The following is a 25,218-nucleotide window of genomic DNA, read 5'->3' as shown; positions in this document are numbered from 1 at the left end:
CTATATCGCGTTACTGTCTCCCTGCGAACACTCAGACAGGGGGACGGACCATGATCGAGACGAGGGGCCTGCGCAAGTCGTTCCGCTCCCGCGCCGGTCGGGAGAAGAAGGTCGTCGAGGCCGTCCGCGGCGTCGACCTCTCCGTCAAGGAGGGGGAGATCTACGGCTTCCTCGGGCCCAACGGCGCGGGCAAGACCACCACGCTGCGCATGCTGGCCACGCTCATCACGCCCGACGGGGGCGAGGCCACCATCGCGGGGACCGACCTGCTCAAGGACCCGGGCGAGGTGCGCCGGCGCATCGGCTACGTCGCCCAGGGCGGCAGCACGTGGGACGAGAGCACCGCGCGCGAGGAGCTCGTGCTCCAGGCGCGCTTCTACGGCATCGGCAAGGCCGAGGCGCACCGGCGCGTGACCCGGGCGCTGGCGGCGTTCCAGCTGAGCGAGTACGCCGACCGCCGCTGCAAGACCTACTCCGGCGGCCAGCGCCGCCGCGTCGACATCGCGCTCGGCATCATCCACGAGCCGCGGATCGTCTTCCTCGACGAGCCGACCACCGGCCTCGACCCGCAGAGCCGCGCCCACATGTGGGACGAGGTGCGCCGCCTGCGCGACGAGGGCATGACGGTCTTCATCACCACGCACTACCTCGACGAGGCCGACGCCCTGTGCGACCGCATCGCGATCATGGACAACGGCGAGATCGTCGCCGAGGGCACCGTCGACGCCCTCAAGCGCGAGGTGGCCGGCGACGTGGTCACCGTCGGCGTCAACGGCAGCTCGGAGACCGCGATGGGCCTGCTCGCCAACCAGGACTACGTGCGCAACATCGACCGCGTGGACGGCCGGCTGCGGCTGTACGTCACCGACGGCGCCACCGCCATCCCGCACATCCTGCGCCTGCTCGACCACGCCGGCGTGACGCTCGGCGAGATGGAGCTGCACCGCCCGAGCCTCGACGACGTGTTCCTCACCAAGACCGGCCGTTCCCTGAGGGAGAGCTGACCGATGAAGTTCCTCCGCGACACGTGGCTCGTCTTCCAGCGCCAGATGCAGCTCATGCTGCGCAACCCGGTCTGGCTGATCGTCGGCATCATTCAGCCCCTGTTCTACCTGCTGCTCTTCGCCCCGCTGCTCAAGCCGGCGCTGGGCGTGCAGACCAACGCCGAGGCGTACCAGGTGTTCGTCCCGGGCCTGCTGGTCCTGCTGGCCATGTTCGGCTCGCTGTTCACCGGCTTCGGCCTCATCGCCGAGCTGCGCGCCGGCGTCATCGAGCGCAGCCGCGTCACCCCGGTCAGCCGCTTCGCCCTGCTGATCGGCCGGTCCCTGCGCGACGTGGTGTCGCTGCTGTTCCAGGCCCTGCTGATCGTGCTCATCGGGGTCGCGGTGGGCCTGCGCGTGAACGCCCTGGACGTGGTCGGCGCGTTCGCGCTGATGGCGGTCATCTCGCTGATGCTCTCGGCCTTCTCCTACGCGATCTCACTCAAGCTGCGCAGCGAGGACGCCCTGGCCCCGCTGCTGAACACCATCACCCAGCCCCTGCTGCTCACCGCGGGCATCCTCCTGCCGCTGACCTGGGCCCCGAAGTGGCTCAAGACGGTGGCCGACTGGAACCCGTTCTCCTGGGCCGTGGACGGCGTGCGCGCGCTCTTCGACGGCCACCCGGGCGCCGACTCGGTCTGGCAGGCCGCGGTCGTCATCGGCGGCCTGGCTCTGATCACGGTGGTGTGGGCGTCGCGGGCCTTCGCCAAGGGCGTTCGCTGAGATCGCGCCGGATTCGGCTGTACCGGTAATGAGCCTCACCGTCGCGGACCCTTCCGCGGCGGTGAGGCGCGTGACAGCGTTTGCGCCGTGCCTCGTCTCGTTCGTGATCGGCTCACCTGGGTCATGTACGTCCAGCTCGCCCTGTGGGTCTACTTCCTCTACGGCTTCGGCCCGGTCGCGCCGATCCTGCGGGACGAGCTGCACATCAGCCGCACCCTCGCGGGGCTGCACGGCACCGCGTTCGCGGTCGGCGGTGTGGTCGGCGGCCTGATGCTGCCGGGCCTGACCCGCCGCCTCGGCCGCGGGCGGCTCATCTGGATCGGGCTCGCGTGCATCAGTACCGCGGCCGTCGGCATGTACACCGCGCACCACCTCGCCCTGACCCTCGCGTTCGCCACGCTGGCCAGCACCGGCTCCGCGCTCGAGGTCAACGCCATAAACGCCGGCCTCACCGACCACCACGGCACCGCCGCCCCGGCCGCGATCAGCGAGGCGAACGCGGCCGCGGCGGCGCTCGGCCTCGTGGCGCCGCTCGTGGTGGGCGCGACCTTCGCGGCCGGCTGGGGCTGGCGGCTCGGCCTCGCGGTGGTCGTGGTGCCGGTGCTGGGCATCGCCTGGTACGCGCGGGCCCACGGCGTCCGCCCGCCGGAGCCCGCCGGCTTCGGCGCCCCGCCGGTCGCCCACCGCCGGCTGCCGGTCGCGTTCTGGCTGGCGCTGACCAGCCTCTTCGCGACCGGCTCGGTCGAGATCTGCCTGACGCTGTGGGGCAGCGACGTCCTGCGCGAGCACGCCCACGTCTCGGCGGGCGTGGCCACCGCGGCGGTGTCGGCCCTGATCGCCGGGATGGTGGCGGGCCGCCTGGCCGGCGGCCGCCTCCTGCTCCGTTTCCGCCCGTCGCGCATGCTGCTGGCCGCGCTGGGCGTGAGCCTGGCCGGCTTCGCGGTCTTCTGGGTGACGAGCACCCCGTGGCTGGCCATGGCCGCCCTGTGCGTGTGCGGCGCGGGCATGGGCCTGCACTACCCGTTGGGCATCGGCCTGGCCCTGGCCCACTCGGACGGCCAGCCGGACCTGGCCGCGGCCCGGGCGTCCGCCGCGGTCGGCGTCTCCTTCGGCCTGGCCCCGTTCGCGCTGGGCGCCCTGGCCGACCGGGTGGGCCCGCACCCGGCGTTCCTGCTGGTGCCGGTGTTCGTGGCCCTCTCGGCCGCGGCGGTCCTGCGGCTGGACCGGATCACCCGGCCGCTGACGAGCCCCGCCTAGCCCCTAGATCCGGCGGGCGATCGTGAGGCCGTCCGCGATCGGCAGCAGTACCGACTCCACCCGGGCGTCGGCCAGGACGTGGCGGTTGAACTCGACCATGGCCACGGTCCCCTCGTCGCGCGGGTCCGGGTCGACGATGTGGCCGTGGCGCAGGACGTTGTCCACGAGGATCAGGCCGCCCGGGCGCATGCGGGGCACGAGCTGCTCCCAGTAGTCCAGGTAGCCGGTCTTGTCGGCGTCGATGAAGACCAGGTCCAGGTGCGGCTCGGCCGGCAGCGTCGAGAGGGTCTGCGACGCCGGGCCGATGCGCAGCTCGATCCGGTCGGCCAGGCCCGCGCGGTCCCAGTAACGGCGGGCGATCTTCGTGTACTCGTCCGACACGTCGAAGCACGTGAGGCGGCCGCCCTCGGCCAGGCCGCGGGCGATCGCGATCGACGACAGCCCCGTGAACGTCCCGATCTCGACCGCGTTGCGGGCGCCCACGATGCGGGTCAGCAGGGTCATGAAGCCGGCCTGCTCCGCGGCGATCTGCATGCCCTGGTCGGCCGGCAGGACCCGGGCCGTCTCCTCGATCAGGTCGCGGACGATCTCGTCGGGGGTGCTGCCGTTGGCCACCACGTAGTCTTGGAGGGCCGGGGTCAGCGCGAGCGTCACTTTGGTCATGACCAAAGAGTGTCACGCGTCCCAGAGGGAGACGATCGGAACGCCCAGCCGGGCCAGCAGGAGGCGCAGGGTCGGCACCGACAGGCCCACCACGTTCGTGTGGTCGCCCTCGATGCCGGCGACGAACGCGCCGCCGCGGCCGTCGATCGTGAAGGAGCCCGCCACCTCCAGCGGCTCGCCCGTGGCCACGTAGGCGGCGATCTCGTCGTCGTCCGGGTCGGCGAAGTGCACAGTCGTGGCCACGACCTCCTCGGCCGCGGCGCCGGTGGCCGCGTCGAGCAGGCAGTGCCCGGTGTACAGCACGCCCGAGCGGCCCCGCATCGCCTGCCAGCGGGCCGTCGCCGCCGCGGCCGACTCGGGCTTGCCCAGGATCTCGCCGTCGAAGCCGAGCACCGAGTCGCAGCCGAGCACCAGGGCGTCGGTGCCGGCGACCGCGGGCAGCACGGCGCGGGCCTTCATCCCGGCCAGCGTGCCGGCCAGGGTGCCGGCGTCGCCGGCCTGGACCACGGACTCGTCGACGCCGCTCACGACGGTCGTGGCCGCGATGCCGGCCTGGGCGAGCAGCTTCAGCCGCGCGGGGCTCGCCGAGGCGAGGATGAACGTTCTCACGGCCGCAACGTTAGCGAACTACGATCTATGTCCGTGCGGAAGCTGTGGGCGGAGTTCAAGGCGATCGCCATCGGGGGCACGGTCCTCGACCTGGCGCTGGGGTTCATCATCGGCACGGCGTTCGCGACCCTGGTCCAGTCGTTCGTGACAAACCTGTTCCTGCAGGCCATCGCGGCCGTGGCCGGCGAGCCGGACTTCAAGAACCTGGCGATCACGGTGCATCACACGCCGATCCGGTACGGCACGTTCCTCAACGACCTGCTCCAGTTCCTGCTGCTCGCCGTCGGTCTCTTCGTCGTCATCAAGTTCATGACGCTCATCGGCGTCGACCGCGGCCGGTCGCTGGAGCTGCGCAACTGCCCGTACTGCCTCGACCGCATCCCGACGGCCGCGCTCACCTGCCGCTCGTGCGGCCAGCAGCTGGTCACCGAGCTGCCCGACCCGCAGGCGGCGGAGCGGCTGCAGCTGGAGCGGGAGGCGCGCCGGTGGCCGGCCCTGCCGCCGATCGCCATCCCGCGGCGGCGCGGCACCAGCGGCGGGGTCAGCGCCAGCGACGAGGCTGACCCGGACGAGCGCTCAGCGCCCACCGTGACCGCGGACGAGCCGGGGCCGCCGGCGCGGGAGCGAGACTGAACAGCGCGCCCACGATCGCGGCCACCTCCTCGGCCGTCGGCGCCCCGCGTACCACCCTGAACAGCGGCTCCTCGGCCACGTAAGCCTCCCGAACACATCGCGTCCCGACAGCATACGTTCGCGAAACGTTGCCGTCCTGCGAGCATTCGCACACCTCATCGGCGCATACTCGTTCCCAACGGAGCGCGTGTCGATGGCGAATTGGGGGACGCATTGACAAACGTCCTGGGTCGCCAAGTCTGTGCGACTATATCGATCATTGTCGCTGTTATGCTGGTCACCGCGGCCGCTCCGGCGTCGGCGCGGGAGGGCGAGGCGCCCGCCTCGATCTCCGCGTCCCTGCACTACCAGGTCACCTTCGTGGCCCGGGCCTGCGACAGCTACCAGAGCGTCATGGGCAACCGGGTGCGCGACGACAACGCCGAGAGCGCGGCGCCGGCCGGGCGCGACAGCGCGTACCACGACGGCGACGAGGTCGACCCGGGCGTCGAGGCGGCCAGCTCCGGCGGCTGCACGCCGCTGAACGGGTGGCAGTTCTCGCTCGGCGCCGGGCACGAGAAGAAGGGCGCCCTGTCGACCGTCACGACCCCGGCCACCGGCTCGGGGCCGACCGCGGCCGCCGCTGCGCTGCTCGGCCGCACCGGGCAGAAGTCCGGCCAGACGATCGACGGCGCGGTCACCGTCACGCTCACCGACGAGCAGGCCAAGGCGGCCGCCCGCCACCAGCTCTGGGCGCAGGGCGGCAGCCCCGGCGACCCGCTGCCGACCGGCGCGGGCGGCTACGGCTTCGGCGTCCTGCGCTGCGGCATCGACGGCCACGCCGGCGCCAACGTGCAGTGGGTCGGCTTCCCGGCGGGTGCGCGGCACGTCTTCTGCTACGCGTACTACGTCAAGGGCGCCCAGCCGACCGGCACCCTCATCGTGCGGGCCCGCACCACGACCGGCCCCGGCTACCCGCAGCGCTTCACGTTCGACGCGAGCCCGAGCTACAACCCGCAGCGGCGGGTCGACATCGACGCCAAGACCGACGCCACCTTCGTGCGCAGCGCGGGCGGCGCGCCGGGCACCGTCGTGGCGCACCCGCCGGCCGGCTGGACCGTCGCCGGCGTCGACTGCACGAAGACCGGCGCCGGGCGGAGCCTGACCACGACCGACGTGCCGACCGCCGCGGCGACCGTCACGCTCGCCGCGGGCGAGGTCGTCACGTGCACGTTCACCTTCACGCCGCCGCCCGCCGCGCCCGGGCTGACGCTGCGGCTGTACTCCGACACCGCCGGCGGCGCCTTCGACCTCGCGGTCGCCGACCCGGCCGGCGGCCCGCCCCGGCACCTGAGCGCCACCGCCACCGGCGACGGCTCCGCGTCCGTCGCGACCGGCGCCGACCTCGGCACGCTGCTGCCCGGCGCCTACGCGGTCACGCTCACCGCCCCGGCCGGCGACGCCGCCGCCGCGTGGAGCCTGGCCGGCGTCGGCTGCGGCGACCAGGAGCTCAAGCCCGACGCGATGACGGTCACCGTCACGCTGTCGACCACCCCGACCGACTGCGCGCTGCGGGTCACCCGCAAGGCCGGCGCGATCGAGCTGCGCGCGGTCACCATCGGCGGCACCGCGGCCGCCGCGTTCGCGGTCACGCCGCGCAAGCAGGGCCTGGCCGGCTGGTCCGGCGTGGCGACGACGGCGGCGGTGGGCGAGCCGGCGGTGGCCCAGGGCGACGTGCCCGGGTCGCTGACGTTCGCCGAATACCTGGTCACGCCGATCGCGCCGCTCTCGACGGTGGACGGCGGCTGGCGGCTGAGCTCGTTCGCCTGCGACCCCGGCCAGTCGTCCGGCACCGACGAGGGTGCGGCGGCGGCGGTACCGCTGAGCAAGGCCGACGCGGCCGCGACGTGCACGGCCACGTACACCTTCGAGCCGGCCCGGCAGCTCCAGCTCACCGTGCGCTTCGCCGGGAGCGCGGCCGGACGCGCCGGGGCGCTCGTCGTGGACATCGACTGCGAGGACGGCTCGAGCGGCCGGGCCGTGCTCGGCGGCGACGACAACGGCGAGGCCTCGCTGCCGGCGCCGCTGGGCTTCCTGAGCCCGACGAAGTGCACGGTGCAGCCGCCGCAGGCCCCGGCGGCCAAGAACGCGCAGGTCTCGTTCGCCGGCTCGGTCGACCCGAACCCGGGCAGCGGGCCGCTGGCGATCCCCGGGGTGGTTCAGGTCGGCGCGGACAACGCGCAGGACACGGAGGAGTACACCGTCGTCGTCACCGTCACGTTCGACACGGGCGCGGCGGGCCCGACCCAGCAGAAGATCCTCGACACGGTCCGGGTTCTGCCGGTCGCGCTCATCGGGGCCGGGCTCGTCGGGCTCGGTCTGCTGATCCTGCTCATCATGGTGCTGCGCTCCCGCACCGACTGACCTTGAGATCTTCACCGGAACCGGGGTTTTTCGGAGGTGCATGCGTTGGGTACGTTGCTTGGTGATGACCTACCCCGGGGTCTTGGTCGCCGAGCGCTACCGCTTGATCGAGCAGCTCGGCTCCGGCGGCATGGGCCGGGTCTGGCTGGCCCGCGATGAGATGCTGCGCCGCGACGTGGCCGTCAAGGAGGTCATCCCGCCCGAGGGGCTGACCCCGCAGGAGCGCGACGAGCTGCGGATGCGCACCCTGCGCGAGGCACGGGCGGCGGCGCGGCTCAACGACGCCAACGTGGTGCGGATCTACGACGTGGTACACACCGAGCAGGCGCCGTGGATCGTGATGGAGTACGTCCCGTCCCGCTCGCTGCACCAGGTGATCACCGAGGACGGCCCGCTGCCGGCCGAGCGGGTCGCCGGGATCGGCCTCGCCGTGCTGAGCGCGCTGCGGGCCGCGCACGCCGCCGGGGTCCTGCACCGCGACGTCAAGCCCGGCAACGTGCTGCTGGCCGACACCGGCCGGGTGGTGCTCACCGACTTCGGCCTGGCCGTGTTCGAGGGCGGCGACGGCGCCGTGACCCGGCCGGGGCTGATCCTGGGCTCGCCGCAGTACATCTCGCCCGAGCGCGCCCGCGAGGGCACCTCCGGCCCCGAGGCCGACATGTGGTCGCTCGGCGCCACGCTGTACGCCGCGGTCGAGGGCCGCTCGCCGTACGCGCGCTCGACGACGTACGCCACCCTGACCGCCCTGGCCACCGAGGAGCCCGACCCGCCCGCCCGGGCCGGCGTGCTGAAGCCGGTGCTGGCCGCCCTGCTGCGCAAGGACCCGCGGGCCCGGGCCGGGACGGCCGAGACCGAGCGGCTGCTCCAGCGCGCCCTGTCGGGCGAGGGCCGCGCCTGGTGGAGCATGCCCGCCCTGCCCCGGCCGCGCCGCTCGCGCGAGGGCCACTCCGGCTCGACCTCCGGCGGGAGCCTGCGCCCCGTCGCGGCCGCCGCCCCCGCGGCCGCGCCGGTCGGCCGGGAGCCCGCTGCCGCCGCGAACGTCTCGCCCGACCTGGTCTCGTTCTTCGGTCCCGGCCCGCGACCGGCGGCGACGAGCAACAGCAACAGCGACGGCTACCAGCTCGTCCCGCTGCACTCCGCCGACGACGACCTGGACCGCACCGTGCCCCGGACGTCGCCCTGGCGCTGGGTCGCCGCGACCGCGGCCGTCGTGGCCCTCGTGGTCACCGCGGTGCTGCTGCTGGCCGACTCCGGCGACGAGGGGGACCGCGGCGCCGGCGGCCCGCAGGGCACCGCACTCCCGGCCGCGTCCGCGCGGGCCTCGGAACCGGCATCGGCGACGGCGGTCACGACCAGGTCGCCGATCGTGCGGGGCAACATCGGCGGCGACGAGATCCAGCTGCCGGACGGCTTCGAGTGGATCACCGATCCCGAGTTCGGCTGGAAGCTGGCCCTGCCGGTCGGCTGGAGCCGCAAGCCGCACCCGACGTCGGACACGATGGTCTACTACGAGTCCAACATCGTGCCCGGCATGCGGGTCGGCATCGACACCACCGACAAGCCGTTCAAGGGCGACCCGGTCAAGGACTGGGAGCAGCAGGAGGCCGCGCGGCTGGCCGACAACATGTACCCGAACTACCACAAGCTCAAGATCGTGCCGGTGACGTACCTCGGCGAGGCCTGCGCCGACTGGCAGTGGACGTACGACAGCCCGCAGGGGCACATGCACGTGTCCAACCTCGGCTGCCGGATCCGCCCCGACCTCGGGCAGGCCATCTACTGGGAGTGCACGGCCGACATGTGGACCCAGGCCACGGCCCAGAACATCTACGCCCTCATCAAGAGCAGCTTCCAGCCCCGGCCGGAGTAGGCCTACAGGGGAATGTTGCCGTGCTTCTTCGGCGGCAGCGTCTCGCGCTTGGTGCGCAGCAGCCGCAGCGCCCGCACGATCTCGACCCGGGTGGTGGACGGCGGGATGACCCCGTCGACGTAACCGCGCTCGGCCGCGACGTAGGGGTTGGCCAGCGTGTCCTCGTACTCCTGCACGAGCTCGGCCCGCAGCGCGGCCGGGTCCTCGGCGTCGCGCAGCTCCTGGCGGTACAGAATATTTACCGCGCCCTGCGCCCCCATCACCGCGATCTGCGCCGTCGGCCAGGCGAAGTTGAGGTCGGCGCCGAGGTGCTTGGAGCCCATCACGTCGTAGGCGCCGCCGTAGGCCTTGCGCGTGATGACCGTGACCTTCGGGACCGTCGCCTCGGCGTAGGCGTAGATCAGCTTCGCGCCGCGGCGGATGATGCCGTCCCACTCCTGGCTGGCCCCGGGCAGGAACCCGGGCACGTCGACGAACGTGAGGATCGGGATGTTGAAGGCGTCGCAGGTGCGCACGAAGCGGGCGGCCTTCTCCGACGCGTCGATGTCGAGGCAGCCGGCGAAGTGCATCGGCTGGTTGGCGACCACGCCGACCGGGTGGCCCTCGACGCGGCCGAAGCCGACCACGATGTTCTGCGCGAACAGCGGCTGGACCTCGAGGAAGTCCTCGACGACGGCCTCGATGACGGCGTGGATGTCGTACGGCTGGTTGGCCGAGTCGGGGATCAGCGAGTCGAGCGCGCGGTCGTCGTCGGTCACCTCGAGCACCCCGGGCGCCCCTTCGCCCGGGCCCACCACCGGCGCGTCGTCCATGTTGTTGGACGGCAGGTAGGACAGCAGCGCCCGCACGTAGTCGATCGCGTCGTCCTCGTCGGTCGCGAGGTAGTGCGCGTTGCCCGACTTCGTGTTGTGCGTGCGGGCCCCGCCGAGCTCCTCGAAGGCGATGTCCTCGCCGGTGACCGTCTTGATCACGTCGGGGCCGGTGATGAACATGTGCGAGGTCTGGTCGACCATGACCGTGAAGTCGGTGACGGCAGGGGAGTACACCGCGCCGCCCGCGCACGGGCCCATGATCAGCGAGATCTGCGGGATGACGCCCGAGGCGCGCACGTTGCGGAAGAAGATCTCGCCGTACAGCCCCAGGGAGACCACGCCCTCCTGGATGCGCGCGCCGCCGGAGTCGTTGATGCCCACGACCGGGCAGCCGATCTTCATCGCCAGGTCCATGACCTTGACGATCTTCTCGCCGAAGACCTCGCCGAGGCTGCCGCCGAAGACGGTGAAGTCCTGGGCGAACACGCACACCTGGCGGCCGTCGACGGTGCCGTAGCCGGTGACCACGCCGTCGCCGTAGGGCCGCGTCCCCTCCAGCCCGAAGTTGGTGGACCGGTGCCGGGCCAGCTCGTCGAGCTCGACGAACGAGCCGGGGTCGAGCAGCAGGTCGATGCGCTCGCGGGCGGTCTTCTTGCCCCGGGAGTGCTGCTTCTCCACCGCGCGGGCCGACCCGGCGTGGACCGCCTCGTCGGTGCGCCGCTGCAGATCCTCGAGCTTGCCCGCCGTCGAGTGGATGTCCGCCTGCTTCGTGGTCACTCTCGGCAGCTTAATCGCGCCGACATAGGGTCGAGCTGTGAACATTTCCACCGGGGCCTGGTCCGACCTCGAACGGCCGCCGCTGCGGGCACCCGCCCTGCGCCGGGCCCTGTTGGTGCCGGGCGGCCTCTGGCGCGACCTGCGCATCGTCGAGGAGACCGGCTCGACCAACGCCGATGCCGCCGCGGCCGCCCGGGAGGGCGCGGCCGAGGGCCTGGTGATCGTCGCCGAGCGGCAGACCGCGGGCCGGGGGCGCCTGGGCCGGCAGTGGCAGTCGCCGCCGCGGGCCGGCCTCGCCCTGAGCGTGCTGCTGCGCCCCGACGTGCCGCCGGCCCGGCTGGGCTGGCTGCCGCTGCTGGCCGGGGTGGCGCTGGCGGAGGCCGTGCGGCGGGTGGCGCGCGTCGACGCGTACCTGAAATGGCCGAACGATCTGCTGCTCAAGGGCGACCGGAAGACCGCCGGCATCCTCGCCGAGGCGGCCGACGGCGCGGTCGTGCTCGGCATCGGCCTCAACGTCACGCTGCGCGAGGACGAGCTGCCCCGGCCCGACGCCACGTCGCTCGCGCTGGGCGGGGCCGCCGCCACGGACCGTGACCCCCTGCTGCGGGCGCTGCTGCGGGCGGTCGCGGAGTGGTACGGCCGCTACACCGAGCACGGCGGCGACCCGGAGGCCTCGGGGCTGCGGGAGGCGTACGTCTTCCACTGCGGCACCATCGGCCGCCGCGTCACCGTGGAGCTGCCCGGGGGCACGACGCTCGAAGGGCTCGCCTCGGGCGTGGACGGCGACGGAAGACTGCAGGTCACGGGCCGCGACCAGATTGTGCACTCGGTCGCCGCCGGAGATGTCGTACATGCGCGCCTCACCTAGACGGTCCGGCACGGCAGGATCCGGCTGGGTAGGCAATGCCGCCGAGTGGCGGTCAGGGTCTAGCCTCACCTCGACATTCATGAACGAGGAGGGGTTCGCGTGGGGTTCCCGGAAAGCGTCCTGACGAAGGACGAGCAGGTGGTGCTGCACCTGCACCCCCACTGGAAGGCGTTGTTCCTGCCGGTGGTCTGGTTTGTGCTGGCCGTGGCGGCAGTCGTCGTCCTGGCGATCTTCACGGGCTGGGGCCTGATCCCGATGCTCATCGTGGGCGGCGTGGCCCTCGTGCTCGTCGTGGTGGTCACGGTGTGGCCGTGGATCAGGTGGCGGACCACGCACTACGTGTTCACCAACGAGCGGGTGATCATGCGCAGCGGCGTCTTCTCGCGCAGTGGCCGCGACATCCCGATGGGCCGGATCAACGACGTGTCGTTCTCGCACTCGCTCTTCGAGCGGATGCTGGGCTGCGGCACGCTGACCATCGAGTCGGCCGGCGAGCGGGGCCAGGTGCAGCTCACCGACCTGCCGCAGGTCGAGAAGACCCAGAGCATGCTCTACGAGCTGGTCGACGCCGACCGGCAGAAGCACACATTCGGCGACGACGACCGCGAGGCCCTCGTCAACGAGATCAAGAACGACTGAGACCCGGCCGGGCGGCCCCCGTCAGCGCTTCGCGACGGGGGTCTCCAGCTCGTCGGCGGCCGGTCGGGGCGCCGGCGGGGCGGCCGCGGGGTCCGCGAAGGCCGCCTCCAGTTCCTCCATCTGCCGCTCGTCGGGGGCGATGGGGACGCTGTCCGAGAACGCCACCTCGAGCGCCTCGATCTCGCGGTCCTCGGTGCTGCCCGGGGTGAACACCCAGGTCCGGTACGCCCAGAAGCGGAACGACGTCGCCAGCAGGATGCCCGCGGCGTTGGCGATGTTGAACGCCAGCCGGTCGTCGGGGTTGGACTCGCTGAAGTGCAGGCCGTACTTCGCCACGGCCAGGCCCGCCTCCTGGATGAGCAGGCCGACGCCGTTGAGCGCGAAGAACAGCACATACTCCCGGCGCGCGCTCCCGCTGTCGCGGTCCTTGTAGGTCCACTGGCGGTTGAGCAGGTACGACACGACCGTGCCGACGACCACCGCGACGATCTTGGCCTTCAGCGGCCCGATGAACAGCAGGGCGTTGACCAGGATGAAATCGACGGCCGTGTTGACGCAGCCGACCGCGCCGAACTTGAACAGCTCCGTCGCGAGCGAGTGGTAACGCTCGGGGAGGAAGCGGTCGCGGAGTCTGCTGGCGAATCGCACCGGCCAACCTTACGGTAAGCGACCAAATTCGCGCGCGGGCCCGAGGTCGAGTGGGGGACAGGTCACCCCGCGGCCTCACTCCCCGTGACGACGGGGGTGCTCGCGGTGTCGTCCGGCGACTTGCGGAAGACGATCTGACGGTACGACCAGAAGCGGAACAGGGTGCCCAGGACGAGCCCGACCCCGTTCTTGGCGATGTTGTCGGAGAGCTGGCTGGTGAAGCCCAGCACGTAGTGGCTCACGCCGAGGCAGGTCAGCGCGATCAGCAGGCCGACGAGGTTGAACAGGAAGTACAGCGCGTATTCGCGGCGCAGGTCGGTGCGGGCCCGGTCGCGCCAGGTCCAGAAGCGGTTGCCGATGAACGCGCAGGTGGCCGCCACGGTCATCGAGATGGCGCCGGCGACCAGCGTGTTGAGCGGCCCCCACAGCAGGTTGAACACGGCGGTGTCGATCACGAAGGTGATCAGGCCGATCGTGCCGAACTTGCCGACCTCGCGCACCAGGCCCTCGAACCGGGTGTAGAGCTTGCGCACGAGGGAGGGCGGCGGCGGCGTCGACTGCAGGTCGGTCACGCAGGAAAGGGTAAGCCACCGGAGGCTTTGCGCAGTAATGCGCGCTGAACGAAAAGTTCGCGCGCAATTCTGCGAACGGGCTTGAAAGTCTCCCGCTCTTGTGCAGGTTTTCACAAGGTCTCACGATGCCGGTCCCGGCCTGCGGGCCTAGGCTGGGAGAAACCCGCCGGATTTTCACGACGCGCTTGCACCATCGCGCGCCGCGCTGCTGCGCACAGTTTTCTGGCGCTCCGTCCGGCCGGGTCGAGGTCAACGCCGACCAACGAGGAGTCACCGCATGTCTGCCCCGGTTACCGTGCCCGGCCTGGATCAGGCGCCGACCGACCACCCCCGGCTGCTCGCCTGGGTCCGCGAGGTCGCCGAGCTCACGAGACCCGAACGCGTCGTCTGGTGCGACGGTTCGGAGCCGGAGTGGCGCCGCATGACCGATGAGCTGGTCGAAAGCGGGGCCCTGGTCCGCCTCGAGGCCCGCCCGAACTCCTTCTGGGCCCGCACCGACCCGTCGGACGTGGCCCGGGTCGAGGAGCGCACGTTCATCTGCTCGGCCGACGAGGCCGACGCGGGGCCGACGAACAACTGGATGGCGCCGGACGAGATGAAACGGCGAATGACCGAGTTGTACGACGGGTGCATGCAGGGGCGGACGATGTACGTCATCCCGTTCTGCATGGGCCCGCTCACCGCCGACAATCCGATGTTCGGGGTCGAGCTGACCGACTCGCCGTACGTCGTCGCCTCCATGCGGATCATGACCCGGATGGGCGCCGCAGTGCTGGAGAAGATGGGCTCCGGCGCGTCATTCGTGCCCTGCCTGCACTCCGTGGGCGCCCCGCTGGAGGAGGGGCAGGCGGACGTCGCCTGGCCGTGCAACGACACGAAGTACATCTCCCACTTCCCCGAGACCCGGGAGATCTGGAGCTTCGGCTCCGGATACGGCGGAAACTCGCTGCTGGGCAAGAAGTGCTACTCGCTGCGCATCGCCAGCGTCATCGGACGCGACGAGGGCTGGCTCGCCGAGCACATGCTCATCCTCAAGCTGACCAGCCCCGAGGGCGTGGTCAAGTACATCGCCGCGGCGTTCCCGAGCGCGTGCGGCAAGACCAACCTGGCGATGCTGGAGCCGACGGTCCCGGGCTGGAAGGTCGAGACGCTCGGCGACGACATCGCCTGGATGCGCTTCGGCGAGGACGGCCGCCTCTACGCCGTCAACCCGGAGTTCGGCCTGTTCGGGGTCGCCCCCGGTACCGACTGGAAGACCAACCCGAACGCGATGCGCACCCTCGCGCGGGGCAACTCGGTCTTCACCAACGTGGCGCTCACCGACGACGGCGACATCTGGTGGGAGGGCATGGGCGAGCCGCCCGCGCACCTGACGGACTGGCGCGGCCAGGACTGGACCCCGGACTCCGGCGAGCTCTCCTCGCACCCGAACTCGCGCTTCTGCACCCCGATCTCGCAGTGCCCGATCCTGGCGCCCGAGTACGACGACCCGCGCGGCGTGCCGATCGACGCGATCCTCTTCGGCGGCCGGCGCAAGACCACCGTGCCGCTCGTCACCGAGGCGCGCGACTGGGTGCACGGCGTCTACCTCGGCGCCACGCTGTCGAGCGAGACCACGGCGGCGGCGGTCGGCAAGGTCGGCGTGGTGCGCCGCGACCCGATGGCGATGCTGCCCTTCATCGGGTACCACGCCGGCGACTACTTCGCCCACTGGATCGAGATGGGCAAGGGCGTGGACGGCGACGCCGCCAAGCTGCCCCGGATCTTCTACGTGAACTGGTTCCGCCGCGGCGACGACGGCCGGTTCCTCTGGCCCGGCTTCGGCGAGAACTCCCGGGTGCTCAAGTGGGTGGTCGAGCGCATCGAGGGCACCGCCGCCGCGGTCGAGACGCCGATCGGCGCGGTGCCGGCCCCGGGCGCGCTCGACGTGGCCGGCCTGGACCTCACCGAGGACGACGTGGCCGCGGCGCTGCGCGTCGACGCCGCCGAGTGGCGCGCGGAGCTGCCGCAGATCCAGGCGTGGTTCGAACAGTTCGGCGAGAAGTTGCCAGGAGTTCTCTGGGCCGAACTCGACGCGCTGCGGGCCCGCCTCGGCGAGGAGTAGCCGCTGGTGAGCGGCCGGTTCGTCGGGTGACCGGCCGCTCATGACTTTATTGAACCGGTACTGTCCGGTGCCCGGCTGGCGGTGTTGCTTCGCCCGCCGGGTCGCTAGTCTTCTCTGCCGTGGGCCTGCGTGACGTGGTTTATTCGTTGTACGAGAAGCGTCTCGCCCGGAGGCTGCTCGGCAAGCCGAAACCGCACCACGTCGGCGTCATCGTCGACGGCAACCGGCGCTGGGCGCGGGAGATGGGGTACGTCGACCCCAACGACGGCCACCGGGTCGGCGCGGAGCGGATCAAGGAGCTCCTCCGCTGGTGCGACGGCGCCGGAGTGAAGCACGTCACCCTGTGGCTGTTGTCCACCGACAACCTGTCGCGCCCGGCCCAGGAGCTCGACCCGCTGCTGCAGATCATCGAGAGCCTGGCGGCCGACCTGGCCGACGACCGCAACCCCTGGCAGCTGCGCATCGTGGGCGCGCTCGACCTGCTGCCCGCGGCCAGCGCCCAGGCCCTCAAGGCGGCCCAGGAGCGGACCGTCGAGCGCACCGGCGGCGCCCAGGTCTCCCTGGCCGTGGGCTACGGCGGCCGCCGTGAGATCGCCGACGCCGTGCGCTCCCTGCTGCACGAGCACGCGAAGGCCGGCACGACGATCGAGGAGCTCGCCGAGATCCTCGACGTCGACCACATCTCCGACCACCTCTACACGCGCGGCCTGCCCGACCCCGACCTGGTCATCCGGACGTCGGGGGAGCAGCGGCTGTCGGGCTTCCTGCTCTGGCAGAGCGCCCACTCGGAGTTCTACTTCTGCGACGTGCACTGGCCGAGCTTCCGCCGCACCGACTTCCTGCGTGCCCTGCGTTCGTACGCCAACCGCCAGCGCCGCTACGGCGCCTGAGTTTCTGCGCGCGGCCTCCACAGGCCGCGCCAGCTCTTTGTTTGCCGGGTGTTCGGACCCCATCGGCTGGGAAAAGGCTGGCTGATCTAGTGGATTTTGCTGGTACCCGTTAGCGTCATTGCTGTGGCGGGGGTTTTCCCCGGCATCCGAGGCCCGGACCGAGCGAACGCATGTGAAGCCACGGGGCCAAGCACCCGACCCCGTGCGGGCGTCGGAGGACGCGAGTGCGGGCGGCGAGGTGCCCGCCCCCGGAGATCCCGTGACCGTTCGCCGTAGTCCCTCAGCATCCTCCTCCTCCACCTCCGCGGAGCCGGCGCCAGCCGTGGCGCCCCCGCTCGCCAAGGCCGTCCGGCGAACCCGGAAGAAGGCCGAGGAGACTCCCGTCCCCGCGCGGCGCACCTTCGTGCTCGACACCTCCGTGCTGCTGTCCGATCCGGGCGCCTTCCTGCGCTTCGGCGAGCACGACGTCGTCCTGCCGCTGGTCGTCATCTCCGAGTTGGAGGGTAAGCGGCACCACCCCGAGCTGGGCTACTTCGCGCGGCGTTCGCTGCGCTTCCTGGACGAGCTGCGGGCCAAGCACGGCCGCCTGGACGAGCCGCTACCGCTGACCGACGCCGGGGGCACCCTGCGGGTCGAGCTCAACCACGCCGACCAGCACGTGCTGCCGGCCGGGTTCCGGGCCGACACCGACGACGCCCGGATCCTCGCCGTGGCGCTCGCGCTGCAGGCCGAGGGCAAGGACGTCCTGCTGGTCACGAAGGACATGCCGCTGCGGGTCAAGGCCGGCTCGGTGGGCCTGGCCGCGGACGAGTACCAGCCGGGCCCGGCCGCCGATCACAGCTGGACCGGCATGGTCGAGCTGGGCGTCAGCGAGGCCGAGGTCAAGCAGCTGTACGCCGGGGAGGCCCTCGACCTCGACGGCGCCGGGGACCTGCCGGTGCACACCGGGCTCGTGCTCACCTCGCAGAACGGCTCCGCGCTGGGCCGGGTCGGGGCGGACAAGTCGGTGCGGCTGGTGCGGGGCGACCGCGAGGCGTTCGGCGTGCGCGGGCGCTCGGCCGAGCAGCGCGTGGCGCTGGACCTGCTGCTCGACGACTCGATCGGGATCGTCTCGCTGGGCGGGCGCGCCGGCACGGGCAAGTCGGCGCTGGCGCTGTGCGCCGGGCTCGACGCCGTGATGGAGCGGCGCAAGCACAAGAAGGTCATCGTCTTCCGGCCCCTGTACGCGGTCGGCGGCCAGGAGCTGGGCTACCTGCCCGGCAACGAGGCCGAGAAGATGTCGCCGTGGGCGCAGGCCGTCTTCGACACGCTCGGGGCGCTCGTGCACGACAACGTGATGGAGGAGGTCGCGGGGCGGGGCATGCTCGAGGTGCTGCCGCTGACCCACATCCGGGGCCGGAGCCTGCACGACGCGTTCGTGATCGTCGACGAGGCCCAGTCCCTCGAACGAGGGGTTCTGCTCACGGTGCTGTCCCGCATCGGGATGAACTCGCGGGTGGTCCTCACCCACGATGTCGCTCAGCGTGACAACCTGCGCGTCGGCCGGCACGACGGCATCGCCGCGGTCATCGAGGCACTGAAGGGCCATCCGCTCTTCGCACACGTCACCCTCACCCGTTCGGAGCGTTCTCCGATCGCCGAGGTGGTCACCGATCTGCTGGAGGACCTGCCGTTCGAGCGCTGATCATCGGCGGTCGCGAGCCGGACTTGACAACAACCGTCCGAATTGCGGCGTGATTAGGATCACAGAAGGTACGGTTCGGGTTCTCACCCGCGATCGTGCTGGGCGATGGTGGGTTTCGAGCGCATGACGCCACGCAAGTGGACATCAGGCGCTCACGGTGCGTAAGGGTCCGGGCGGCGGGTAACACCCCGTCCGGGCCCGCTCCGCGAGGGGCGGCGCCGGTTCCTGTCCCCTACGAATGGATGACCCTGTGATCCGGCTGTGGCACCGGGTCGGCACCATCCGAGCCGTATTCGCCCTCGTGATCCTCGCGGGTCTCGTCGGCGGCCTCGTGATCGCCGGCCTGACCCAGCACGACGACGACTCGGCCAGCGCCGTCAAGGCTGCCGACACCGCCGCGTTCCCCGTCTCCTCGTCCTCCGCGACGCCGTCCGCGTCGCGCTCGCCGGGCAGTGCCGCCGAGGCTGACGCCCTGGCCAAGGCCCAGGCCGCCGCCGAGGAGGCCTCCGCGGAGGCCAAGGCCGCCGACGACGCGGCCCGCAAGAAGGCCGAGGAAGAGGCGAGCCGGAACAAGACGCGCACCAGCGCGCCGCCGACCAACTCGGCCCCGAAGTACCCGGTGCCGAGCTCGTGCGACGCCTACTCGGGCAACAAGAAGATCGGCTGCGCCGTCCTCGTCGGCTACGGCTTCGGCCTCGACCAGATGCCGTGCCTGGAGAAGCTGTGGGACAAGGAGAGCCACTGGAACGTCAGTGCCTCCAACGGCAGCAGCGGGGCGTACGGCATCCCGCAGGCGGTCCCGGGCAGCAAGATGGCCTCCGTCGGCGCCGACTGGAAGACCAACCCCGAGACGCAGATCCGCTGGGGCCTCAACTACATCAAGAGCCGGTACAAGACTCCGTGCGGCGCCTGGTCGCACAGCCAGTCCTCCGGCTGGTACTAGAACCTTCCGCCGCCGGCGCCGTCACACGCTCCTCGTGTGGCGGCGCTGGTGCGTCTCTGCTACCACTTTGGGCGTGGCCACCGACAACGACCGCGCCTCCGACCCGACGCGCTTCGGGACCGAGGCCTTCTACGCCTCCATCGGGCGGGCCTTCGTGGCCATGTGCGCGTTCGTGCCGGTGCTGTTCCTGATCGAGTTCTTCGACAAGCTCAGCGGCAACCGGCTCGACCAGGAGGGCGGCATCCGCCCGCACCACATCGACGGGCTGGACGGCATCGTCTTCGCGCCGTTCCTGCACGCCAGCTTCGACCACGTGCTCGGTAACAGCATCCCGCTGATCCTGCTGGGCACCTTCGTGCTCGCCGACGGGGGCGCCCGGTTCTGGATCACGACCGCCTTCATCGCGATCGTGGCCGGGGTCGGGGTCTGGTTCCTCGGCGACGCGAACACGGTCGTGGTCGGGGCGAGTGCGGTGATCTTCGGGTACCTCGGCGTGATCCTCATGCGCGGAGTGGTCGGCCGGCGGCTGTGGTACATCGGCGTCGGCCTCCTCGTCGGGCTCCTCTACGGCTGGCAGCTCTTCGGCGTGCTTCCCGGCGACCCGGAGGTGTCGTGGCAGGGTCACCTGTGCGGGTTCCTCGCCGGGCTGGTCGCCGCGGTTCTCTTCCGGCGGCGCCGCCCCCGCGCCGTTCCCCTATCCCTGGGGCCGGAGCTGTCGTAGCGTCATGGCATGCGGGAAGCCGGCGCCGGCCGATCGGGTCTCGACCGACAAGGCCTGTGTCGTTCAGTTGACCTCGCCATCGTTGGTGCGGGACCGGCGGGGCTCTTCGCCGCCTATTACGCGGGATTCCGCGGGCTGTCGACGGCGGTGATCGACGCGCTGCCGGAGCCCGGCGGCCAGGTCACCGCCATGTACCCGGAAAAGATGATCTTCGACGTGGCCGGCTTCCCGGGCATCCGCGGTCGCGACCTCGTGGCGAACCTCGTCGAGCAGGCGGCCCAGTTCAACCCGGAGTACCTGCTGGGCGTGCGGGCCGACGAGCTGTCCTATGTGGACGACCGCCCGGTGCTCGGGCTGTCCTCGGGCGAGTCGCTGCGCTGCGGGGCGGTGCTCATCACCGGCGGCCTGGGCAGCTTCACCGCGCGCCCGCTCCCGGCGGCCGAGGGCTTCACCGGCGAGGGGCTGGTGTTCTTCGTACCGCACCTGGCCGACCTCGCCGGCCACGACGTCGTCATCGTCGGCGGCGGCGACTCGGCCTTCGACTGGGCGCTCGCGCTGCAGCCGATCACCCGCTCGGTCACCCTCGTGCACCGGCGGGACAAGTTCCGCGCCCACGCCTCGACCGTCGCCCGGGTGCGGGCGCTGCCGATCGAGATCGTGGTCAACGCCGAGGTGACCAAGCTGCACGGGGACGCCCGGGTGAGCGGGGTCGACGTGGCGGTGCGCGGCGCCGAGGTGCGCACGCTGCCGGCCGACACCGTGGTGGCCGCGCTCGGGTTCACCGCCGACCTCGGGCCGCTCGTCGACTGGGGGCTGGAGCTGTCCAAGCGGCACATCCGCGTGGACAGCACGACCGCGACGAACCTGCCGAGGGTCTTCGCGGCCGGGGACATCAGCGAGTACAGCGGGAAGGTCCGCCTGATCGCGGTGGGCTTCGGGGAGGCGGCGACCGCGGTGAACAACGCCGCCGTGATCATCGATCCGGCCGCGCACCTGTTCCCCGGCCACTCGTCCGACAACGGTTGATCGGCGCGAATACCCTGTCGGGCGAAAAATCCGATATGTCGGTCGGTTCGGCCGCGAAGCGGCCGACATATCGGCGGTGAGGGGCACGCACGGCCGGCGTCGCGCGGGCGGGCCGCACCCGAACGGCTTATTCGGCTGTGGAGCGGTCGACGTAGCAGTGGTCGGGCCACACGCCCAGGTCGGCTGGTTCGGCGGCAAGGGGTGCGCTCGGACGGGTGGTTCGGCGGTGAGGCGGTCGGCCCGTCGGCGGCGGGACCGCGTTCGAACGGCAACTTCTCAAGCCCCGCGGCGCACCGCCGATGGGACATTGCGTGGTGGGCGTCCGCTTGCAGGTCCTCGGCGTGGTGCTCCTCGGCCTGCTGGTGTCCGGCGGCGCGGGGCTGCTCATCCACCGCGTCGAGCGGGACAACGCCGACCAGGGCATCGACCGGCGCACCGCCGCCGTGCAGGACGCGGCCGGCTCGGCGACCCAGCGGTACGTCGACGCGCTCCAGCTCGTCGCGGGCGGGCTCGAGGCGCTGGCCGAGCCGGACCCCGCGGCCTTCACCACCGCCACCGAGCCGCTGGGCCGGCTGTGGCTGCCCGGCGCCACCGGCGTCGACTACGTGGTGGCGGTGGCCCGACGCCGGCGTCGACGCGGCCCAGGCGGCCTGGCGCGAGCGCGGGGCGGCGGACCTGAGCCTCGCCCCGGCGCCGGGCATCACCGTGCACTACTTCGCCGTGCTGGCCCGCACGCTCGGCGGGCGCGGGGCGGGCGGGCCGGGGGCGGGGCGCGACCTGGCCGCGACCCCGCAGGCCGGCGCCGCGGTCGAGCGCGCCGAGCGGACGGGGCTGCCGGCGGCGTCGGAGCCGTACGTGGCGCTGCGGGACGTGGCCAGTACCGACGACCCGCAGCCGCAGACCGTCGCGCTCGTGCAGCGGGTGATCGAGCGGCGGACCGGGGCGCTGCGCGGGTACCTCCAGCTGACCGTGCGCGTCCAGGACTTCTTCGGCGACACGATGCTGCAGCCCGCGCGCGACCTGCTCGACGTGAGCCTGGCCGCGTACGCCGGGACGGAGCTGCGCACGATCGCCGCGATCCACCGCGGGGACGGCCGGGCCGACCTGCACCACACGGCCGAGGTGCAGGTCGCCGACCGGAAGTGGCGGACGCGGGTGGCCGCCGACTCCGGCACGCTCGTCGGGGCGGGCACCTCGACGACGGCATGTTCCTCGGCGGGGTCGCGCTCACGATCGTGACGGCGCTGCTGGTGTACAGGCTGGCAACGTCCCGCCGCCGCGCCGAGGAGCGCGTGGAGGAGGCCACGGCCGAGCTGCGGGTCGCCGGGGCCACCGCCCGCACGCAGGCGACGCTGCTCAGCGGCGTGATGGACACCATCGCCGACGGCGTGGCGGTGATCGACAGCGAGGGGCGCGCGGCCTGACTGAACCCGACGGCGCAGGCGATCCTCGACCTCATCGAGGACCTGCTCACGTTCTCCCGCATCGAGTCGGGCACGCTCACCCTCGACCTGGGGCCGGGTGCGCGTGCGCGGGCTCGTCGACGCGGCCGCCGAGGCGATCCACCCGGCGATCGAGACCGCCGGGCTGCGGCTCACCCTGCGCTTCTTCCGCACCGCCGACGCGCAGAGACGCGCGATCAAGGGCAGCGGGCTGGGGCTGGCCATCGCGAAGGCGATCGTCGAGGCGCACGGCGGTTGGGTCGCCCTCGATTCGATCGAGGGCGGCGGGACGACGGTCGGCTTCGGGCTGCCGCTGCCTACGCTCTGAGGCGGGTCGCCAGCTCGGCGAGCTGGCTCTCCTTGGCCTGGCCCACGATGATCACCGTCCGGCCGCCGCTCTCCTGCACGATCGCGCGCTCGCCCGGGCGACCCTCGGAGTAGCGGTGCCACTGCAGGCCGGCGATGGTCGTCTCCCCGTCGTCGTGAGGGTGGGCGCCGACGATGGCGGGGACGAGTACCGTTGCCGGATCGGCGCCCTCGACCAGCTGCACGGCGCCGTTGTCGGGCGCGGTCACCCCGATGCGCAGCACGCCGCCGGTGAACGTGGCCGAGGCGATCCGCCACCCGTCGGGCAGGCCCTCGGGCCGCAGCGGCTGGAACTTCCCGGCCCGCTGCACCGAGGCGTAGACCTCGGTGGTGTCGACGGTGGGCGGGGTCTCGTGGCCGAGGTACCGGTAGAAGGCCACGATGAGGAACACCGGCACGATCAGGACCAGCATCGACAGCGCCATGTCGCGGGGCCGGCGGGCCTTGGGCGCCTTGGGCTGCTCGGTCGTACTTGCCACGTGACCATCTTGACAGGTCGTGCGGGCCGGATCGCTGCGAGGATGGTCAGTGGTGATGGACACACCCACGCAACGAGGCGCGAGGAGTGCACGGTATGAGTCGTGAGATGGACCGGAACCTGGCCCTGGACCTCGTCCGGGTCACCGAGGCCGCGGCGATGGCCGCGGGCCGGTGGGTCGGCCGGGGCGACAAGAACGGCGGCGACGGCGCGGCCGTCGACGCGATGCGCCTGCTGATCAACTCGCTGCCCATGCGCGGCACGGTGGTGATCGGCGAGGGTGAGAAGGACAACGCGCCGATGCTCTACAACGGCGAGAGCGTGGGCGACGGCACCGGCCCGGAGGTCGACGTGGCGGTCGACCCCGTCGACGGCACGACGCTCATGAGCAAGGGCATGCCCAACGCCCTCGCCGTGCTGGCGGTGGCCGAGCGGGGCGCGATGTTCGACCCGTCCGCGGTGTTCTACATGGAGAAGCTGGCGGTGGGCCCCGACTGTGCGGACGTCGTGGACATCGACGCCGGGGTCGAGGAGAACCTGCGCCGGATCGCCCGGGTGAAGCGCTCCAGCGTCTCCGAGCTGACGGTCTGCATCCTGGACCGCCCGCGCCACCAGGAGCTCGTGCAGCAGGTGCGGCAGACCGGCGCCCGCATCAGCTTCATCTCCGACGGCGACATCGCGGGGGCGATCAGCGCGGCCCGCGAGAACTCGGAGACCGACGTGCTCATGGGCGTCGGGGGCACGCCGGAGGGGATCGTGGCGGCCGTCGCGCTCAAGTGCATGGGCGGGGCGATCCAGGCCAAGCTGTGGCCGCGCGACGACGCCGAGCGCGAGAAGGCCCTGGCCGCGGGCCACGACCTTTCGCGCGTGCTGCACACCGACGACCTCGTCAGCGGCGACAACATGTTCTTCTGCGCGACCGGGGTGACGAGCGGCGACCTGCTGAAGGGCGTGCGCTACCGCGCGGGCGGCGCGTACACCCAGTCGATCGTGATGCGCTCGCGCTCCGGCACCATCCGGTGGATCGACTCGTTCCACCGCCTGGAGAAGCTGCGGGCCTACTCGCTTGTCGACTTCTCCTGAGGTTTCCGGGGTTCCGCGCGGGGCGCCGGGTGGCGTCCCGCGCGGACGCGGCTAGACGTGCTTGAGGGTCTCGCGGATGGCCTCGTCCAGCGGGGTGGCGTGCAGGCCGAACTCGGCGGTCACGCGCGAGGAGTCCATGACGAACGGGCGGTCGTGCTGGTAGCGCACCTCCTCGAACTCCCGCGCGAACTTGTCCCACAGCCCGGCCGCGCGCACGACCGGGCGCGGGTACCGCCGCAGCTTCGGCGTTCCCAGCCCATCCAGGGTCGCGACCCGGGTGAGCAGCTCCCGCGCGGTCATCGCCGGCACCGAGGGGGTGTGCCAGGCCCGGCCCCACGCGCGCGGGTCGCGGGCCAGGGTGACGAGCGTGTGGGCGGCGTCGCCGGTGTACGTGTACGTGTGCGGCATATCCACCGAGGCCGGCAGCCAGGCGGTCTTCCCGGCGCGCATGGCCGGGAGGGCCTGGTCGATCAGGGAGTACTTCGGCCCGATCCAGTCCGACGAGCGCACCTCGACCGCGCGGACGCCCGAGGCGAGCGTGTCCAGCCACATCTTCGCGCGCACCCGGCCCTTGACGAACTGCGCGGCCAGCGGCAGGTCCTCGGTCATCGGGCGGTCCACGGGCCCGTACCCGTACAGCGGCGCCGTGATCGCCAGCACCGCCCCGTGCGCCCGGGCCGCCTCGAGCATCGCGTTGTGCATCGGCGGCCAGGCGGTCGGCCACTCGAAGTACTGCGGGTTCGCGCAGTTGTACACGACGCTCGCGCCCTCCGAGATCCGCACCAGGGTGCCGGCGTCGCTCGCGTTCGCCGCGACGCGCTCGATCAGCGGGTGCTCGGGCCCGCTGCCGCTGCGCGTGACGATCCGGACCCGCTCCCCGGCCCCGGCCAGCTCAAGCGCGACCGCGCCGCCGACCGAGCCCGACCCGACGATGACCTGCATGACAGCCTCCTAGTGCTCCGCTTGG

25 protein-coding genes and 1 pseudogene are annotated in these 25,218 nt (G+C 72.1%); 18 read left to right on the top strand and 8 right to left on the bottom strand.

The window, feature by feature from the left end; genetic code table 11:
* The first annotated feature begins 50 nt into the window (after positions 1 to 50).
* The 3 genes from AB0B76_RS26035 to AB0B76_RS26025 all read left to right on the top strand — a co-directional run bounded on the left by AB0B76_RS26035 (position 51) and on the right by AB0B76_RS26025 (position 3,020).
* Positions 51 to 1,004, top strand: a complete 954-nt coding sequence (locus AB0B76_RS26035; RefSeq protein ID WP_360380002.1) for an ATP-binding cassette domain-containing protein — start codon at positions 51 to 53, stop codon at positions 1,002 to 1,004.
* A 3-nt stretch (positions 1,005 to 1,007) separates the two neighbouring features.
* Entirely contained in the window at positions 1,008 to 1,763 is a 756-nt protein-coding gene (locus AB0B76_RS26030; RefSeq protein ID WP_360379999.1) for an ABC transporter permease, read from the top strand.
* 87 nt (positions 1,764 to 1,850) lie between these two features.
* Positions 1,851 to 3,020, top strand: coding sequence for an MFS transporter (locus tag AB0B76_RS26025; protein ID WP_360379996.1), 1,170 nt, complete (start codon positions 1,851 to 1,853; stop codon positions 3,018 to 3,020).
* A 3-nt stretch (positions 3,021 to 3,023) separates the two neighbouring features.
* On the opposite strand, the gene AB0B76_RS26020 is transcribed toward AB0B76_RS26025, so the two are convergent.
* Entirely contained in the window at positions 3,024 to 3,683 is a 660-nt protein-coding gene (locus AB0B76_RS26020) for a class I SAM-dependent methyltransferase (protein WP_360379993.1), read from the bottom strand.
* Between the two features lie 12 nt (positions 3,684 to 3,695).
* Positions 3,696 to 4,292: a nucleoside triphosphate pyrophosphatase gene (locus tag AB0B76_RS26015; RefSeq protein ID WP_360379991.1), complete on the bottom strand. Its 597-nt coding sequence runs from the start codon at positions 4,290 to 4,292 to the stop codon at positions 3,696 to 3,698.
* Between the two features lie 27 nt (positions 4,293 to 4,319).
* Between AB0B76_RS26015 and AB0B76_RS26010 the strand changes: the two are divergent.
* Positions 4,320 to 4,595 (top strand): annotated as a pseudogene (locus tag AB0B76_RS26010) (MscL family protein); the annotation flags it as partial.
* A 238-nt stretch (positions 4,596 to 4,833) separates the two neighbouring features.
* Here AB0B76_RS26010 and AB0B76_RS26005 read toward each other — a convergent pair.
* Complete coding sequence (locus AB0B76_RS26005; RefSeq protein ID WP_360379988.1) at positions 4,834 to 5,004, bottom strand: acyl-CoA carboxylase subunit epsilon; 171 nt, start codon at positions 5,002 to 5,004, stop codon at positions 4,834 to 4,836.
* Between the two features lie 191 nt (positions 5,005 to 5,195).
* On the opposite strand from AB0B76_RS26005, the gene AB0B76_RS26000 reads away from it, so the two are divergent.
* On the top strand, positions 5,196 to 7,328 hold the full coding sequence (locus tag AB0B76_RS26000) for a hypothetical protein (protein ID WP_360379986.1): 2,133 nt from the start codon (positions 5,196 to 5,198) through the stop codon (positions 7,326 to 7,328).
* Positions 7,329 to 7,392: 64 nt separating this feature from the next.
* Positions 7,393 to 9,198, top strand: coding sequence for a serine/threonine-protein kinase (locus tag AB0B76_RS25995; RefSeq protein WP_360379984.1), 1,806 nt, complete (start codon positions 7,393 to 7,395; stop codon positions 9,196 to 9,198).
* 2 nt (positions 9,199 to 9,200) lie between these two features.
* Here the strand turns inward: AB0B76_RS25995 and AB0B76_RS25990 are convergent, their stop codons facing one another.
* Positions 9,201 to 10,787 carry an acyl-CoA carboxylase subunit beta gene (locus AB0B76_RS25990; protein WP_360379981.1) on the bottom strand — a complete coding sequence of 529 codons (1,587 nt, stop codon included), beginning with the start codon at positions 10,785 to 10,787 and terminating at the stop codon, positions 9,201 to 9,203.
* Between the two features lie 43 nt (positions 10,788 to 10,830).
* On the opposite strand from AB0B76_RS25990, the gene AB0B76_RS25985 reads away from it, so the two are divergent.
* A complete protein-coding gene (locus AB0B76_RS25985) occupies positions 10,831 to 11,655 on the top strand; it encodes a biotin--[acetyl-CoA-carboxylase] ligase (protein WP_360380129.1) in 825 nt (274 codons plus the stop codon).
* Between the two features lie 99 nt (positions 11,656 to 11,754).
* A complete protein-coding gene (locus AB0B76_RS25980) occupies positions 11,755 to 12,294 on the top strand; it encodes a PH domain-containing protein (RefSeq protein ID WP_360379979.1) in 540 nt (179 codons plus the stop codon).
* A gap of 21 nt (positions 12,295 to 12,315) precedes the next feature.
* On the opposite strand, the gene AB0B76_RS25975 is transcribed toward AB0B76_RS25980, so the two are convergent.
* Positions 12,316 to 12,942, bottom strand: a complete 627-nt coding sequence (locus AB0B76_RS25975; RefSeq protein WP_360379977.1) for a GtrA family protein — start codon at positions 12,940 to 12,942, stop codon at positions 12,316 to 12,318.
* A 62-nt stretch (positions 12,943 to 13,004) separates the two neighbouring features.
* Positions 13,005 to 13,514, bottom strand: a complete 510-nt coding sequence (locus AB0B76_RS25970) for a GtrA family protein (RefSeq protein WP_360379974.1) — start codon at positions 13,512 to 13,514, stop codon at positions 13,005 to 13,007.
* Between the two features lie 277 nt (positions 13,515 to 13,791).
* Here AB0B76_RS25970 and AB0B76_RS25965 point away from each other — a divergent pair, with 277 nt between their 5' ends.
* From AB0B76_RS25965 to AB0B76_RS25925, 9 genes are all read left to right on the top strand, one after another.
* Positions 13,792 to 15,618: a phosphoenolpyruvate carboxykinase (GTP) gene (locus tag AB0B76_RS25965; RefSeq protein WP_360379972.1), complete on the top strand. Its 1,827-nt coding sequence runs from the start codon at positions 13,792 to 13,794 to the stop codon at positions 15,616 to 15,618.
* A gap of 119 nt (positions 15,619 to 15,737) precedes the next feature.
* On the top strand, positions 15,738 to 16,508 hold the full coding sequence (locus tag AB0B76_RS25960; RefSeq protein ID WP_360379969.1) for an isoprenyl transferase: 771 nt from the start codon (positions 15,738 to 15,740) through the stop codon (positions 16,506 to 16,508).
* A 403-nt stretch (positions 16,509 to 16,911) separates the two neighbouring features.
* Entirely contained in the window at positions 16,912 to 18,192 is a 1,281-nt protein-coding gene (locus tag AB0B76_RS25955) for a PhoH family protein (protein ID WP_360380127.1), read from the top strand.
* Between the two features lie 250 nt (positions 18,193 to 18,442).
* On the top strand, positions 18,443 to 19,135 hold the full coding sequence (locus tag AB0B76_RS25950; RefSeq protein WP_360379966.1) for a lytic transglycosylase domain-containing protein: 693 nt from the start codon (positions 18,443 to 18,445) through the stop codon (positions 19,133 to 19,135).
* 73 nt (positions 19,136 to 19,208) lie between these two features.
* On the top strand, positions 19,209 to 19,856 hold the full coding sequence (locus AB0B76_RS25945; protein ID WP_360379964.1) for a rhomboid family intramembrane serine protease: 648 nt from the start codon (positions 19,209 to 19,211) through the stop codon (positions 19,854 to 19,856).
* 9 nt (positions 19,857 to 19,865) lie between these two features.
* Entirely contained in the window at positions 19,866 to 20,882 is a 1,017-nt protein-coding gene (locus AB0B76_RS25940) for an NAD(P)/FAD-dependent oxidoreductase (protein ID WP_360379962.1), read from the top strand.
* Positions 20,883 to 21,083: 201 nt separating this feature from the next.
* Complete coding sequence (locus tag AB0B76_RS25935; RefSeq protein WP_360379959.1) at positions 21,084 to 22,121, top strand: CHASE domain-containing protein; 1,038 nt, start codon at positions 21,084 to 21,086, stop codon at positions 22,119 to 22,121.
* Positions 22,118 to 22,306 (top strand): hypothetical protein, encoded by a 189-nt coding sequence (locus AB0B76_RS25930; RefSeq protein WP_360379957.1) that lies wholly within the window; start codon positions 22,118 to 22,120, stop codon positions 22,304 to 22,306. The genes AB0B76_RS25935 and AB0B76_RS25930 overlap by 4 nt, the downstream gene beginning before the upstream one ends.
* 97 nt (positions 22,307 to 22,403) lie before the next feature.
* Complete coding sequence (locus AB0B76_RS25925; RefSeq protein WP_360379954.1) at positions 22,404 to 22,652, top strand: ATP-binding protein; 249 nt, start codon at positions 22,404 to 22,406, stop codon at positions 22,650 to 22,652.
* Here AB0B76_RS25925 and AB0B76_RS25920 read toward each other — a convergent pair.
* Positions 22,642 to 23,169 (bottom strand): DUF4245 domain-containing protein, encoded by a 528-nt coding sequence (locus AB0B76_RS25920; RefSeq protein ID WP_360379951.1) that lies wholly within the window; start codon positions 23,167 to 23,169, stop codon positions 22,642 to 22,644. The genes AB0B76_RS25925 and AB0B76_RS25920 overlap by 11 nt on opposite strands.
* Positions 23,170 to 23,264: 95 nt before the next feature.
* Between AB0B76_RS25920 and glpX the strand changes: the two genes are divergently transcribed.
* Positions 23,265 to 24,251 (top strand): class II fructose-bisphosphatase, encoded by a 987-nt coding sequence (glpX, locus tag AB0B76_RS25915; RefSeq protein WP_360379949.1) that lies wholly within the window; start codon positions 23,265 to 23,267, stop codon positions 24,249 to 24,251.
* A gap of 51 nt (positions 24,252 to 24,302) precedes the next feature.
* Here glpX and AB0B76_RS25910 read toward each other — a convergent pair whose 3' ends face one another.
* A complete protein-coding gene (locus AB0B76_RS25910) occupies positions 24,303 to 25,193 on the bottom strand; it encodes an NAD-dependent epimerase (protein ID WP_360379946.1) in 891 nt (296 codons plus the stop codon).
* Between the last annotated feature and the right edge of the window lie 25 nt (positions 25,194 to 25,218).

It is taken from the genome of Dactylosporangium sp. NPDC049140, from assembly GCF_040648435.1.
This window is presented reverse-complemented; position numbering and strand designations above follow the sequence as displayed.

Excerpts from the sequence above, each read along its gene's own strand:
- AB0B76_RS25965 (WP_360379972.1), top strand. The coding sequence starts at position 13,792 with ATGTCTGCCCCGGTTACCGTGCCCGGCCTGGATCAGGCGCCGACCGAC.
- AB0B76_RS26020 (WP_360379993.1), bottom strand. The coding sequence starts at position 3,683 with ATGACCAAAGTGACGCTCGCGCTGACCCCGGCCCTCCAAGACTACGTG.
- glpX (WP_360379949.1), top strand. The coding sequence starts at position 23,265 with ATGAGTCGTGAGATGGACCGGAACCTGGCCCTGGACCTCGTCCGGGTC.
- AB0B76_RS25940 (WP_360379962.1), top strand. The coding sequence starts at position 19,866 with ATGCGGGAAGCCGGCGCCGGCCGATCGGGTCTCGACCGACAAGGCCTG.
- AB0B76_RS26030 (WP_360379999.1), top strand. The coding sequence starts at position 1,008 with ATGAAGTTCCTCCGCGACACGTGGCTCGTCTTCCAGCGCCAGATGCAG.
- AB0B76_RS26035 (WP_360380002.1), top strand. The coding sequence starts at position 51 with ATGATCGAGACGAGGGGCCTGCGCAAGTCGTTCCGCTCCCGCGCCGGT.
- AB0B76_RS26000 (WP_360379986.1), top strand. The coding sequence starts at position 5,196 with ATGCTGGTCACCGCGGCCGCTCCGGCGTCGGCGCGGGAGGGCGAGGCG.
- AB0B76_RS25910 (WP_360379946.1), bottom strand. The coding sequence starts at position 25,193 with ATGCAGGTCATCGTCGGGTCGGGCTCGGTCGGCGGCGCGGTCGCGCTT.
- AB0B76_RS25995 (WP_360379984.1), top strand. The coding sequence starts at position 7,393 with ATGACCTACCCCGGGGTCTTGGTCGCCGAGCGCTACCGCTTGATCGAG.